This is a genomic window from Opitutaceae bacterium, from assembly GCA_015075305.1.
Classification (GTDB): Bacteria; Verrucomicrobiota; Verrucomicrobiia; order Opitutales; family Opitutaceae; genus UBA6669.
This window is the reverse complement of sequence record JABTUS010000002.1, coordinates 418196-431763: the sequence shown is the minus strand read 5'-3', so window position 1 is coordinate 431763 and position 13568 is coordinate 418196. Positions and strand designations below refer to the sequence as shown.

The window sequence follows — 13568 nt, the reverse complement described above, 5'->3', positions numbered from 1 at the left end:
GTTCCGGTGAACGCCCATCGTGGGAATTTTTGTTTTTTTTCGATTTGAAGCGGCAATCCCCTGAATTTCCGTCAATCCTCGGGGCTTCCCATCGATGAATCGGCTCAACCTTCTTTCGCTCTCCCGTCTCTGCATTGCCCTGCTTGCCGCCAGTCTGCCTTTCCTTGCGGCCGGACAGTCGGAAGGTGCCGCCGAGAAGGCAGCCGCAGCGGATGCTGGAAATCAAGCCGCCGCAGCCGCGGCCGTGACTCACGGTGACGCGCAGGTGCCGGCTTCGGATTTCCTGGAGCATCTGGTTGACGGCATCCTTGATGCGTTTGATGTGCGCACCAGCGGCAACAGCACGCCCCGCTATCTCATGGCGGCGCTCTTCCTGGTGGGCGCGATCATCGTTCGCGGGCTCGTCACCCGCGTCGTTTTTGGCATTTTGCGCAGGCTGGCATCACGCACCGGCACGACGCTCGATGACAAGCTCCTCCCCGCGCTGGCGTCTCCCGTGGGCGCCCTGATCATTCTTCTCGGCGCGCTCGCCGCCCTCAAGGTGCTCAAGCTTTCACCGGCGAGCAGCGAGGCTGTGGCCTACGGCTCGACGCTCGCCTTCTCCCTGCTCGTCTTCTGGCTTTTTCTTCGGGCGTTCAACACGGTCCTTGCCCACATGCAGGAGGTGGCGACTGCGCGGCAGCTCGGCGTTGCGGCGTTCATGCCATGGATAAAGAAGACGCTGCTCGCCATTTTCTTTGTCTTCGGCGTGCTGTTGGTTGCGCAGAGCCTCGGTGCGGATGTGAAGGCGTTCCTGGCCGGGCTCGGCATCGGCGGTCTGGCGATGGCCCTCGCGGCGCAGGATACGATCGCGAATCTCTTCGGCTCCGTCGTGGTCGCGATCGACCAGCCGTTCAAGCTGGGGGAGACGGTCAGGATCGGCGCCCATGTCGGCACGGTCGAGGACATCGGATTGCGCTCCACCAAACTGCGCAACCCCGACAAGTCGGTCACGATTGTCCCCAACAGGACGGTGGCGACCGAGGTGGTGACCAATCTCTCGCGCTTCACCCAGCGGCGTGTCGAGCAGGTCGTATCACTGGCGCATGGCACCAGCGTGGAGGACATGGAGGCGCTGGTGGCGGAGTTTCAGGGCATCATCCTTGCGCAGCCCGACGTCGACCGCAGCTCCGTCATGGTCTATTTCAGGGACCTCAGCCCGGCCTCGCTCGACATCTGGCTCGTTTACATGTCGGTCGACGATGACTTCAGAAAACACATGGAGCTTCGTCAGCGCTTGAACGCCGCCTTCATGCGTGCGGCGAGGGCCAGGGGTGTCTCGTTTGCCGCTCCGATGCCGCCCGTCGTTCTTCCCGCGGAGCATTCGAGGCTGTCAGGTGGCGGGAAAGCCTGACGGCTAGCGAAGCGCATGGATCAGGCTGGCGTGGTCATCGGTCCACGCGGGCATCGTATCCGTTTTGCTGCTACGCGGGCTGGCCTTGTCCTGGAGCTCGCTGTCCGCCAGCAGCGCCGGGTCCCGGGCGAGCAGCGTCCATTTTGTGCGAAAGATCCACCAGGAGTCTTCGGATTCGTCGTTGATGGTCACCGAGGCCAGGTGGAACGTGTCGGCGAGTTTTTCGACGACCGGCTGGAGGTCCAGATATCGGTTCGAGATGTGAACGGCGATGATGCCGTCCCGGGCCAGATGGCGAAGGTAGGTTTCCATCGCCTCGCGCGTCAGGAGATGGATGGGGATGGAGTCGCTGCTGAAGGCATCCAGCGCCAGCAGGTCGAAGTTCTGCGGCGAATCCGCGGCCAGTTCGCGCTCCATCGACAGGCGTGCGTCGCCGAGGATCACATCCACCCCGGCCTCAGACTCGGCGAGGAACGTGAAGTGCTTTCTGGCAATGGCCTCGACGGCGGGGTTGATCTCGTAGATGCGGAGATGGTCGCCCTTCCTTCCGTAGGCCGCCAGGGTGCCCGTCCCCAGTCCGACCAGTCCGATTCGGCGGCTCCCCTCGGGGCGGCTCAGGTGCTTGATGGCGAGGCCGACGCCGCTGGTTTCGCCGTAGTACGTGGTCGGCCACCGGCTCTGGACGGGGTTCCAGAACTGCAGGCCGTGTGTGATGACGCCATGCACGAGCTTGGTGTTGCGGCCGTATTCGCGGTCGGGCATTTCCTCGTAGACGCGGAGGGTGCCGTAGAAATTGCGGCTGGCCGCGATGGTGGAACCAACGGCGTGATGCAGCTGGATGATGAAAAAGATGCCGAGTCCGACCGAAAGCATCATGACAAATCCGCCCATGCGCGGCCGCCAGTCCCGCGCGATGCGACGCCAGCCGCCCGCGAACGCCAGGATAAGTGCCGCCACGAAGAGCGCGATGAGCATCCAATGGTCCTTGTAGGTCAATGCGAAGGAGCCCGGGTATGCCGCGATGCTCTCCCTCAGGCCGTCGGTCCAGTCGATCCGGTACGCCGGTAGCAGCACGGCGGATACAAGCGCCCCGATGGCCGCCGCCTGGGCGATGTCGCGCGCCCGGTCGCGCAGGCAGACGACGCCCAGCAGATAGCTCAGCGCCCAAAGTCCGGCCTGCAGTTCCGCGTACCGGTCGAGGAGCAGCGGAGCGACCACCCCGACGAGCACGCCGCCGAGGGCCCCTCCCGTGGCGATGTGCAGGTAGAAGGAGGTCAGATGGCGGGGTGCCGGCCGGATCCGGTACAGCTCGCCGTGGCAGATCATGCAGGCGGCGAAGAGCGTTGCTCCATAGCTGGCCAGCTGGAATTTGAGGGAGGTTCCCGATTCCGTCTGCAGGATGCGGCAAACGGCGACAACGCCAATGACGAGCATTCCGGCGAAGAGCCCCCTGCGGTACCAGCGGGGATGATCAAAGCAGAGGATGAAACTGAGCAGGTAGATCACCAGGGGAAGCACCCAGAGAAAAGGGATGACGGCGATGTCCTGGCTGAGCTGGTTGGTGGTCGCGATGAGGAGGACCGAGGCGATCGAGGCGAAGGCCACCCAGAGCAGGCGCATGCCCGCTGGCGGCGGCGCATCCGGCGCATCGACCCGGTCCTCGGATGAACTGGCACCTGCGGCCTGTTCGTGGCGTGGAGCCTCCGGCGCGGAAATCATCCGTCGCGCACACACCCAGCAAAGGATGGCGAACACACCGAGGCCGGCGGACCAGATCCAGGCCTGTGTGCTGCGGTTGAGCAGAGGCTCGACAAGGAAGGGATAACTCAGCAGTGCGAGGAGCGATCCGGCGTTGGAGAGTGAGTAGAGCCTGTAGGGTGAGGTTTCGGGAAACGTCAGGCTGAACCATCGCTGAAGGAGAGGACCGGTTGCAGACAGCACGAAATATGGCAGGCCGATGCTGGTGGTGAGCAGAAGCAGGATGCGCACAATTGGCTCGGTATTTCCCGCCGGCTTCCAGTGGACCGCCGGAATGATCGGCAGCGTGACCAGCGCGAGCACCAGGAGGCCCGCATGAAGCCAGCCCTGCGTCCGTCGTTTCAGATGGGTGGTCGAGAAGTGCGCGTACGCGTACCCACCCAGCAGGACTGCCTGGAAGAACATCAGGCAGGTTGTCCAGACACCCGGACCGCCCCCAAACCAGGGAAGGATGTATTTTCCAATCAGTGGCTGGACCTGAAACAGAAGAAACGCGCCAAGGAAAACCGTCAGGGCAAAGAGGGGCATGGGCAGGGCGACGATGGTTGCCCGTCCCCTGCGGAATGCAAATTTGTTCCCTCTGGTCCCGCCTCCGCGATGCGGCTTGCCATCCAGGCGTGATCCAACTTCCTTGACGGTCACGGCTCCTCATTCCGCATGGGCCTTTCTGAGAAGCGCATGAGTTCTCCCCACCTTCCGTCTCCTCCAAGCGGCGCGTGGCATCCATCTTCGAGACTGCGCGGAGCCGCCGCGGCGGGCCTGATTCTCAGCACCCTTGTCCCCGTGATCCTTGTCGCATGGGATGCATGGTATTTCCTGAAGAACATGCCGATGTGGGATGAGTTCGAGACCGTCCTCGGCTTCATTCTGCATGTCTGCGGCTCGGATTCGACCGCCACGGCGATCAGCCGGTTTTTTTCGGCGGCAAACGAACACGTGATGCTGACGAGCCGGCTGATCACGGTTGTTCTCTACAAGCTGACGGGGGAGGTGAACTTCGTCCATCTGGCGATTGCGGGAAACCTCTTCGCGTTCCTCGCCATTCTGGTCCTGGGCCATGCGGCCCGATCAAAGTGGCTGGGGATGCTGGCGACCGCGGTGGCAAGCCTGCTCATCTTTCAACTCCAGAACTATGAGAACCTGTTCTCATCCTACGCATCGATTGACCATTTCCAGATCGTCCTGCTGACGACATCCTGTCTCTATTTTCTGACCCGTGGCGGAGGATGGCAGGCCGCCGCAGCCGGCGTCCTTGCGACCCTCGCCGTCTTCACGCTTGCCCATGGCGTCGCAGTGCTGGCGGCGGGTGCGTGCGCGCTCTGGCTCCAGAAACGCCGCACTGCATTCTGGCTCTGGCTTGGTTTCTCCGCCCTGGTGACAGGCCTGTTTCTCTGGCGCCTTGGCGCGGCTCCCATGGTCGCGCCACCGTTTCACGGGCTCGCGGGATTTCGTGCCATGATTGTCTATTGGCTCACGATGCTTGGGGGCATCATGTCCCTCGGCGGCAGGGCCGCCGCCCCGTGGGCCGGGCTGGTGCTCTGCGTCCTGATGGTGCTGCTGCTTGTCCTTCGTGGCAACCGACTCGATATTTTTCTCTGTGCGGTGGCGATCAATGCCATCCTTGCCTGCGCTCTCATCGCGTATGGTCGCGTCAACTTCATCGCAGTCTCACCACTTTCCTCCCGCTACATGGTCCAGAGCGCAATCGCCTGGACCGCATGCATCGTGCTGCTGGCCTCCGTGCTGCCCACTTTGAGGAGCCAGGTCGTGGCGTCCGTCGCCGCCCTGATGCTGGCCGCCACGATCAGCGCATCGGCGTCGATGAAGTTTTCCGAGGAGGCGCGCAGGTTCTCGCACCGCCGGGTCGCGGCGGCGCGCTATTTCGACGAGAACGGCACGTTTGCCGGGATTCGTCATCCGATTTTTCCCGTCGCGGAGCAGGCTGACCGGATCGTGTCGGCTGCGCGCGATGCCGGAATTTTTCGCCTTCAACCCCGGATGAGCCGGCGGGTCGAACCCCTCCCGTCGCTCGATCCACACCCCCTGAAGTACTATCTCGACAAGATTTTTGTCGGGCCGAGGAACATTCACGTGCGAGGCTGGATGCTGACGCGCCAGCAGGTGTCCCTCGGCCTTGAGCCCTACGTTCTGTTGAGCCAGGGGGAGAAGAGGTACCTGTATCGCGGCCTCCCTGATTTTCGACCGGACCTTGCCCAGGCCTTTCCGGATCGAACTGACGCGGAATTCAGCGGGTTCTATTGTGTCATACGGCGGAGCGAGCTTCCGCCGGGGCCATACAAGATCGATCTTGTGCTGATGCGTGGGCGCCGCTCATTCCGCAGCCCGACGGACCATGTCCTGCAGGTTCCAGCCCCGGCCCCCGCGGGCGACGTGTCTGCGCGGGCCGGAGTGATCGTGTCGGCAGGTGCGCAGAATTCGTCCGGCTCCGATTGATCGACTGAGCCTGTTGACAGTGCCCGCTCGGACCTTGGGGAGCCGGATTTGAACCGCCTATTTGACGCCCAGCAGGCGCTTGACCTCCCGATCATAGCGCGACGTTGGTGTTGCCACCAGCAGACCCTCCTTGTCGAGGATGGCTGCGGCGGGAAGGGACCGGATGTTGAACTTTCTGGCGATATCGCCGTTGAATTCCCTGCCGTCGAAGCAAGTGGGCCAGGGGAGCTTTTTGCTCTTGAGGAAGGCGGTCACCTTTTCGCGGTCCTCCTCCTTGGCACAGGCAACCCCAACGATCTCGAGGCCTTTCCTGTGAAGCTCGGAGTGGAGCTGTCTCAGAGCAACCTGCTCATTGCTCGTGGCCTGATTCAGCGGCGACCAGAATACGATCAGCACGACCTTGTTTCTCATCTGGCCGAAATCGACGGGCTTGCCGTCGATGCTGGTGAAACTGGCGGTGTAGGGTGTGCGCCGGGCCTCGATCAGGCCGAGTTCAGCCGTGGCCATGTCGACGACGCGCTTGTCCTTGTGCTCGAGCAGGCCCTTGTAGAAAGCCTCGGCCTGGGTGGCGCGGCCGGTTGCGTTCAGAAGTTCGCCCCAGGCGCGTTCCTGGGTGTAGAGGTATCGTTCGTTGCCTGGCAGCCGCGCAAGTGCATCGATCTTTGAGCGAAAAGCCTCCACGTTTTCCCTCGAAAGACTCTCCCGCGCCAGCGCGTTCCCCAGCGCGGCGTCGAGTGCGGCCAGGGCGACGACAGCATCCGGAGCCAGACCTTCCTTCCCCTGGCTCGAGAGCAGTTCAAACTTCAGAAACATGATCCACGCCATGCGCCTGGCAGCGTTCTCCTTGCCGGATCCTCCATAACTGGCGAGGGAGGAAATGACGGACGTGGTGCGCGAGCTGGCGGAATGTTGTGTGAGAAAATCCAGCCCCGCGGCGGCGACCACCTGGAAGCGCGCCTGATCGACCTTCGCCTCCTTGTCGTTTCTGAGCTTGGTGAACGCGTCGTACGCGGCTGAGGCTGGATCCGCCTTCTTCGCCGGCGGGACCTGTGTGAAAGCGGGAATCGCGACGGCAAGCAATGCAGCCATGGCAACGCCCCTGTGGAGTCGAATTGCGGACATGGGGAGTCGGGTGTTGAGGGGGAGCTGACGGATCGGCCTCCAGCTTGTGCGACGCGGTGAAAACAAGTCAACGCCCGAGAGACATTGGCACGATCGTGCGCGTGCTCGACCGGACAATGGCTGATGGGATTCAGCCGGCCGCTCTACGGGGCGGCTGGATTCAGGGATCCGTTGTCCTTGAGAAGAACCTGGAGCACTTCCTTGTACGTGTGCTGCATGCGCTCGACGAATGCTTGAAACGGGGTGCCATCGGGGCGGAGCAGACCTTGTTTGAACCGGCGCGCCTCGTCGTGATAGCGGGTGAGGTACTGGCAGCGGAAGTAGCCGACGACATACCCTTGGGCGAAGGTGTCCCGCAGGAAACGGTCCTGCGAATCCGCGGCTTCGTCCACGTTTGCGTACTGGTACCAGCCTCCGGTTTTCGGTGTTTGGTCATCGAAGAACCCTGTCTGATGGTCGGCGATGACAATAGGTTTGCCCGTCAGACGGTGCAGGCGGGCGAACTCATCCGCATCGAACCAAGTCTCGTCCGGGCGGGAAAGCGGAACGACGGAAGGCTGGTAGTGATCACCTGGCTGGATGGCGAGGATGTCGATGCACCGCGCCGCCTCCTCGAGCACTTCATCTGGATGGTCGCGCAGGTGGAAACGATCACCCATCAGCAGGCCCGGCGGATGTTCGCGGCGAAAGGCCGTGCTTATGGTCTGGTAGTACTGGCGTGCGATCAGGCGCAGGAATTCACGGTCATCCGCGAACACCGCCGGCCGATCGCGATCGAGAGCCGACCAGTCGGCGTTCGCGGTTTCCTGAAAGGAGGCGAAGGTGGTGCCGTAGGCTGTATTCAGGGCGTCGATACTTGGGTGCCGCTCCCGCAGGAATGACTGATAGCGAACCCGTCCCGGCGCGCCCCGACGCAGGCCCCTAACAAACGAGACAAAGTCGGTTCCGAACGATTTGCGGGTCAATGCGAGGTCCCAGCAGAGCGAGTCATTCCAGGTCCATGCGATGCAGAGCGGATTGGCTTTCATCTCGACCGCGGCGGCATGCGCCTTGGACTTCGCCGTGGATGTGAATTCCGGGGCAAACACGTCGCGGTAGGTCAGTTTCGTCTGCCAGAACGACGCGTCGATGAATTTTGTGCTCAGGACATACGGCATGGATTTGCGCAGCTCTTCGGGGGCCTGGAAACCGGCGCTGTTGAAGCCCCATTGCCGGCACTGCCGCTCCACCTCTGCAAAGACCCGCTGCCAGTCCGTGCCAAACCGGCGGGCGAACTGAGTGCGGGAGTAGTCGGCCGGTCGCTTCAGCTCGTTGATATGGTTCAAGCCGAGCGCCACCATGCCGCGGCCCTCGGGGGTGATGAGCCACCAGCGTCCATGAGTCTGCATGACCTGATACCGTCCTGGCGCCGGGATGCTCCATGATGTCATGCCACCGAAGCGGTCTGCCTCGACCGAGGCCGCGCTCAATATCCCCGGCCATACAATGCCGAGAAAGAGGGCCGCCGCGTACAACGACGCCATCATGAGCGCTGCCACCTGGCGTATGGACAGAGGAAGGCCGGCGGCCCGGAAGGAACCCAGCGGCTGCACTGATGCCGGAGGATTTTCGCCGGCAACAGGTTTGCTCGCTGAGGTCGCCTGGCTTCGTCTCAATGGAGAAACGCCTTGGCAGGCAGCTTGGAGATCAAGCCGCCCGCGGGATCACTGGCGATGTCGGGCTCGGCGAGGAATTTCTTCACCAACTCGAAATTCTCGACTGGGTGGGGTGACCAGAATATGTAGTTCAGCTTCAGCACATCCTGGGCCAGCGTGAGGAAATCGCGGGGAGGAATCGGTTGTTCATCCTCGGCGGTAATCACGATGGGCTGCCCCTGAAACTTGGTCTGGCCCCGCCCGAGGTAGTTTCGCTTTTTCAAGGCCACGGAGTAATTGGAGGATTGCACGGCAGCGCCGAGCGGCACCTCTCCCGCCATCTTCTTGTAGAGTCGGTAGACCCCCTTCACCGGATCGGAGATCGCCTCCGGACGGGGATAGACATCGGGTCCGCCCATGCCCATGCCGATCTCCAGTTCATAGTCGGTGAACTGGTCCAGGAGCTTTGTCGGATAGTTGGTGTACTGGATCACGACCGTGCTGGGAAACGCGTTGCGCAGGGCCGCCATGCGAAGCTTGAGGGCTTCGAAGTAGATGGCGTCGGTGTAGGTCTGAACGCCGGGCTGCGGACTGCGGTCGAGATACGCGTTGGGTGCGGTCTCCGGAAGATTGACGGCCTCGAGATTGGGATCGCGATCGAATTGACGCCCCAGCGCGGCGATCAGCGCATCGAAACGCTCGCCGACGTTCTTGTTCCAGATGACGGGATTGAGTCCGCCCTTCACGGTGACATAGACGCCGCCACCGTAGTCCGGCCCCTGAATGTAATCGGGCACGCTCCGTTCGCCCTTGCTGAAGGACTTGAACGTGAGCTGCATGACGAGCTGTCGTCCGTGTTTGCGCACCAGGTCGAGGTCCGCCCGCAACTCGGAGAAATCGTAGTGTCCGGGGCGCGATTCAAAATCCCGCCAGGAATAGGCCTTCTGCACGCCGCGGAAATGCGGAAGGGAAACGACCTGGCTGGTGAGCTCGGCGCCCCCGACGTAGACGTAGTGCCCGGGGTGCCACTTGGGGGCCGCTTGCGCCGCAACAGGGAAGGCGGCGGTGGCGAGGATGAGTCCGACAAGGTGATGCTTCATGGGTTTGAGGAGGTGCACGAGCCTGGGCCGGGCCAGTTGAGGAGGCCTGCCAGGCAGGTGTTCGCAGAGACTACCGTCGACCGGCGATCTCTTCAACCCACGCAAACACGGGTGAAAGCGGTGCCTTCAGGCTGCGACGGTCGCCGATCGGACGGATCTGGACTGCGAGGCGGGATGCTCCCGAATATCACCGCTGCGGCGCCCAATCATCGCCGTTGTCCGTTTCCGAAGCATGCGGTCGAGCTTGTCGATCAGCAGGCTGACGGAATGGTAGGCATTCTCAGTGGTCACCGCGGCGCTGAGGTCGGGGCCCCGCATTTCAATGAGGCCGTTTGCGGTGAACTTGCGCGAGCTGCGCTGACGGTCGCAGGAGACGCTGATACGCATGCGGATGATGCGCGGTTCGTGGCGGAAGAGGCGGTCCGCTTTCATCCGGATGGATGTTTTCATGGAATCGGTCAGCCAGAGATGGACGCCGCGAAGGATCAGGCGGACGCTGGGATCATTGGACAGGAAGGTGGTGGATGTCATGAGGATCAGGGTTCAGACTTTTTCCAGTTCGAGGGAGTGACGCGATGCGGCTTGAAGGGGCGACGATCTGCCCGGGGGAGCGGATCGGTGGGGAAGGGCGACGTGCTGGCGTCGGGTCGCCTGGTGGAGGAGATTCAACTCCTCGGCGCCGAGGCGGATGCGCGTGGCTCTCACGGCATCAATCAAGTGCTCGATGGAGGCCGCTCCAGTGATGAGTGAGGTGACACCGGGATGATGCAGCACCCAGGAAAGGGCGATCTGAGACTCGGTGAACCCGCTGTCGACCGCGAGTTCCGAGAGGGCGTGCGTAGCGCGGTCGATGACGTCCCATCCATGGCGTTCAGCGAGCCACGCACGGCGGGACGGACTGATGGCGTTGTGACTTCCCGACGCCTTCGTCAGCAAGCCGCCCGCCAGTGGAGAGCGCGCAAAGAATCCCAGACGCTGCTCGCTGCAAAGTTCCGCCAGGTCGGACTCGAACGGAGTCCGCGACAGGAGCGAGTAGTCGGCCTGCACGGCGCTGATGCGGCAGTGGATGCGCTCGAATCCATCGCGCAGTCCCGTGGCGACCCGCCACGCGGGCAGATTCGAGAAGGCGACATACCGCACCCAGCCTTCGCGGACGAGCCAGTCGAGGCCGCGGCGGAGCGCCTCAGGCGGATTGCCCGCTCCCGTCCATTCGCAGACAAGAATGTCGAGGTAGTCGGTGCGCAGACGCCTGAGCGAGGCTTCGCACAGGGCCCTGACGCCGGAGTACGGCGAGGAGGATCCGAACGAACCCTCCTCGTTCAGGGTGACGCGCGTGGCGAGAACGAGATCCTGCCGCCGAATGCCGCGGGACGACCACCACGAACCGACAATCGCCTCGGAAAACGTGGGGGAGAGCGGCGAGCCGGGAGGACGGGCTTCGAAGCCCAGCGACTGGATGAAGTTTCCGCCTGAGGCGAAAAAGGTGTCGAGAATGGCCAGCGAGGTGGATTCATCCGTTTTCCAGCCGAAATTCATAGTGCCCAGGCACAGTTCGGAAACGTTGAGGCTCGTGCAGCCAAGTGGGCGTAGATTCATCATGACGGGATCGTTCGATATTGGGTGGACGTGGGGATGCGCGTTGGCGCGCAGTCGAGGAGTGGAACGAGGATCGCACAGGAGCGTCCTCGGAATCGTGCCGGGCCAAACAAGAGATGGCCGGCTGGTGTTGCTCCGGCGCCCTTGAGCAGGGTCCCGACCTTGTCGCGGACTCGTTATCTCACAGCGCCGGCAAGGCCGGGAAGATGACAATCGTGAATCGGGATTGTCGAAAAGCTGTGAGCCAAGGCGTCATTTTCGGGGCGAGTTTAATGAGTTCGCCACGCACTAAGGTCCGAATGGAAATTCTGTCAAGCCTGTTCTCGACGATCAGAAAAACGGACAAACGGCTTTTGATCTGTCTGTCGGAGGGCTGCTATCAGATCGCTGGTGCCGGCCGTCATGGAGATGCGTGGCGAATACCCAAGGTCGCGCTTGGCCGCGGAGATGGAAAACCAGTGGTCCCTGGCCAGTTCATCGGCGATGAAACGCGTCATGGGTGGCTCGCCGCGAAGTGGCAGAATGCGCCAGGCGGATTCACACGCGAGGCCGAAGGCACGGGCGGCGGGCGCGCTGATGTGGCGGGTGACAGGCGGCTCTCCCAAGGCGACCAGCAGGGTGTTGATCCAGTGCCAGAGCGCGATCGGTTCGTCGTTGGTTATGAAATACGCGCGGCCACCGACTGTCGCAGGCCTGGCGGCAAGCGCCGCCTCGGCGGCGAGGTGGGCGTCGACAGCATTTTCAACGTGCACCATGTCGACGCGGTTGTCGCCGCGCCCGACAATGCGAAGCCTGCCCGAACGGGCGCGGGAGAGGATTCTCGGGATCAAATGCGGGTCGCCGATTCCCCAGACGAGGTGAGGTCTCAGGGCTATTGTTGCGAGGAAGGCAGAGTTTGCCGCGAGCACATCCTTTTCCGCGATTGCCTTTGTGAGGGGATAGGGACTCGGGCATCGATTTGTCAGCGGCAGTGATTCGTCAGCTCCGGCAATCGAACGGCCGTTGTATACGACGCTGGGAGAACTTGTGTGGATGAGTCTGCGGACACCGTGGATCCGGCATGCGTCGAGGAGTGCGCGCGTGCCCAGGACGTTGATTCGGTGGAAATCATCGTAAGGCCCCCATACTCCAACGCGCGCGGCGAGATGGAAGACTGTATCAATGCCGACACAGGCGCCTCGAATGGATGCGCCGTCTGCAAGGGATCCCCGAATGAATCTGGCGCCTTTGCCTTCAAGGTCGGCTGCGGGCGTTCGGCCAAAGATTGCGACCGAACGGCCCTGCGAAAGCATGCGTTCAACCAGACGCCGGCCCAGAAATCCGGTTCCACCGGTGACCAAAATCCTTGTGGGCGAGGAAGAATTCACTGGGAGGTTTCCTGTCAAGCCGGCGTCGCTTGAAGCGAAGATCCCTCCGATGACCGTGGAAACCAACAGCGAACCTTGGGCCGATCCTCCTCCATTTGATCCCGCTTGGAGGTCGACGTCAGAACTTCTGATCGAGGGGCTCGATGCCGATCACCTTGATCTCGATTGGGCCGATATCCTTCAGGCCAAGGTTCTGACCGTAGATGTCCTTGATCTCCTGCGTCAGGTATCCCTGGATGGCATCGAGTTTGGCGTCGGGCCGGATCTTCAGCCGTAGCTCGGTATGGAGCAGTTTGCCCTTGCGTGAAACGGAAGCCCGCGCCGATGCGATGCCGCGAACCTGTTCGCAGCAGGATTCGATCACCCGATGCAAGGCCTGCCGGGAAATTTCGAGGCGGCCGGATTCTCCGTTTGAGAGAACGAGTGACTGCGGTGCCTGGACGACGATGACGATGACAAGCAACGCCAGCAGAACCCAGATGAGCAGGACGAAAGCCAGGGTCGTGATGGTTGCTTCGATCAAGAACACGAGGACCTTTTGGAGACTCTCCAGGTGGTTCGCAACCCCAGGCTTTGCATGGAGGTGCCACGCCGGACTGCGTCGTCGGGATTAGTCCGTCGCCGGAGGCTCGGGCCAGGTATCCTGGCTGGGATCATTGCCGGTTTGATCTGAAGGCAGGCGAACGCCTTCGATGATCACGTCCACTTTTGCGACGTCCTTCCCTGTCATTGCCATGACCTGTTTGCGAACCGCGAACTGAACGTCGTAGGCGGTCCTGCCGATTTCCGTTCCGTAGATGATGGCGATTCGAAGTTCGATTGAATAGGCGTCATCGCCGGATTCAGCCACCCTGACGCCCCGGGCGTCGGCTTCGCGTTTTGAAAAAAGCTCACTGATGCCATCTGCAAGCCCGCCACCGACCGCGGCCACTCCTTTCACGTGAAGCGCGGCAAGACGGACAATGCTCGCAACCACCGTGTGGTTGATCTTGATGTCACCCAGCTCTGGCTGGTCGTCAATGCGGGTGGGCGGAACAAATTCGCTCGATTGCATTTTCAGGCAGAGTAGAGGGTTTGGAACTTGTTGCAACAAACCGGTTGAATATCCGCCGGATTATTTCCTTTCGGCGGCAATCTCAAAAAC

11 protein-coding genes are annotated in these 13568 nt (G+C 62.2%); 2 read left to right on the top strand and 9 right to left on the bottom strand.

Features of this window, described 5'->3' with window-relative positions; genetic code table 11:
- The first annotated feature begins 94 nt into the window (after window positions 1-94).
- On the top strand, window positions 95-1393 hold the full coding sequence (locus HS122_06230; GenBank protein ID MBE7537991.1) for a mechanosensitive ion channel family protein: 1299 nt from the start codon (window positions 95-97) through the stop codon (window positions 1391-1393).
- 3 nt (window positions 1394-1396) lie between these two features.
- Here the strand turns inward: HS122_06230 and HS122_06225 are convergent, their stop codons facing one another.
- Window positions 1397-2368: a fused MFS/spermidine synthase gene (locus HS122_06225; GenBank protein ID MBE7537990.1), complete on the bottom strand. Its 972-nt coding sequence runs from the start codon at window positions 2366-2368 to the stop codon at window positions 1397-1399.
- A gap of 1461 nt (window positions 2369-3829) precedes the next feature.
- Here HS122_06225 and HS122_06220 point away from each other — a divergent pair.
- A complete protein-coding gene (locus HS122_06220; protein MBE7537989.1) occupies window positions 3830-5605 on the top strand; it encodes a hypothetical protein in 1776 nt (591 codons plus the stop codon).
- 57 nt (window positions 5606-5662) lie between these two features.
- Here the strand turns inward: HS122_06220 and HS122_06215 are convergent, their stop codons facing one another.
- The 8 genes from HS122_06215 to HS122_06180 all read right to left on the bottom strand — a co-directional run bounded on the left by HS122_06215 (window position 5663) and on the right by HS122_06180 (window position 13478).
- The gene (locus HS122_06215; protein MBE7537988.1) at window positions 5663-6727 is read right to left on the bottom strand and encodes a TlpA family protein disulfide reductase; all 1065 of its coding nucleotides are present in this window, start codon (window positions 6725-6727) and stop codon (window positions 5663-5665) included.
- A gap of 143 nt (window positions 6728-6870) precedes the next feature.
- Window positions 6871-8253, bottom strand: coding sequence for a hypothetical protein (locus HS122_06210; GenBank protein MBE7537987.1), 1383 nt, complete (start codon window positions 8251-8253; stop codon window positions 6871-6873).
- Between the two features lie 125 nt (window positions 8254-8378).
- On the bottom strand, window positions 8379-9461 hold the full coding sequence (locus tag HS122_06205; protein ID MBE7537986.1) for a hypothetical protein: 1083 nt from the start codon (window positions 9459-9461) through the stop codon (window positions 8379-8381).
- A gap of 126 nt (window positions 9462-9587) precedes the next feature.
- The gene (gene raiA, locus HS122_06200) at window positions 9588-9992 is read right to left on the bottom strand and encodes a ribosome-associated translation inhibitor RaiA (protein ID MBE7537985.1); all 405 of its coding nucleotides are present in this window, start codon (window positions 9990-9992) and stop codon (window positions 9588-9590) included.
- A 12-nt stretch (window positions 9993-10004) separates the two neighbouring features.
- Complete coding sequence (locus HS122_06195; GenBank protein ID MBE7537984.1) at window positions 10005-11060, bottom strand: aldo/keto reductase; 1056 nt, start codon at window positions 11058-11060, stop codon at window positions 10005-10007.
- Window positions 11061-11368: 308 nt separating this feature from the next.
- On the bottom strand, window positions 11369-12475 hold the full coding sequence (locus HS122_06190; GenBank protein ID MBE7537983.1) for an NAD-dependent epimerase/dehydratase family protein: 1107 nt from the start codon (window positions 12473-12475) through the stop codon (window positions 11369-11371).
- Between the two features lie 67 nt (window positions 12476-12542).
- Window positions 12543-12953 carry a hypothetical protein gene (locus HS122_06185; GenBank protein ID MBE7537982.1) on the bottom strand — a complete coding sequence of 137 codons (411 nt, stop codon included), beginning with the start codon at window positions 12951-12953 and terminating at the stop codon, window positions 12543-12545.
- Between the two features lie 81 nt (window positions 12954-13034).
- On the bottom strand, window positions 13035-13478 hold the full coding sequence (locus HS122_06180) for an Asp23/Gls24 family envelope stress response protein (GenBank protein MBE7537981.1): 444 nt from the start codon (window positions 13476-13478) through the stop codon (window positions 13035-13037).
- Between the last annotated feature and the right edge of the window lie 90 nt (window positions 13479-13568).

Excerpts from the sequence above, each read along its gene's own strand:
- raiA (MBE7537985.1), bottom strand. The coding sequence starts at position 9,992 with ATGACATCCACCACCTTCCTGTCCAATGATCCCAGCGTCCGCCTGATC.
- HS122_06205 (MBE7537986.1), bottom strand. The coding sequence starts at position 9,461 with ATGAAGCATCACCTTGTCGGACTCATCCTCGCCACCGCCGCCTTCCCT.
- HS122_06195 (MBE7537984.1), bottom strand. The coding sequence starts at position 11,060 with ATGATGAATCTACGCCCACTTGGCTGCACGAGCCTCAACGTTTCCGAA.
- HS122_06210 (MBE7537987.1), bottom strand. The coding sequence starts at position 8,253 with ATGATGGCGTCGTTGTACGCGGCGGCCCTCTTTCTCGGCATTGTATGG.
- HS122_06225 (MBE7537990.1), bottom strand. The coding sequence starts at position 2,368 with ATGCTCATCGCGCTCTTCGTGGCGGCACTTATCCTGGCGTTCGCGGGC.
- HS122_06230 (MBE7537991.1), top strand. The coding sequence starts at position 95 with ATGAATCGGCTCAACCTTCTTTCGCTCTCCCGTCTCTGCATTGCCCTG.
- HS122_06180 (MBE7537981.1), bottom strand. The coding sequence starts at position 13,478 with ATGCAATCGAGCGAATTTGTTCCGCCCACCCGCATTGACGACCAGCCA.
- HS122_06215 (MBE7537988.1), bottom strand. The coding sequence starts at position 6,727 with ATGTCCGCAATTCGACTCCACAGGGGCGTTGCCATGGCTGCATTGCTT.
- HS122_06220 (MBE7537989.1), top strand. The coding sequence starts at position 3,830 with ATGAGTTCTCCCCACCTTCCGTCTCCTCCAAGCGGCGCGTGGCATCCA.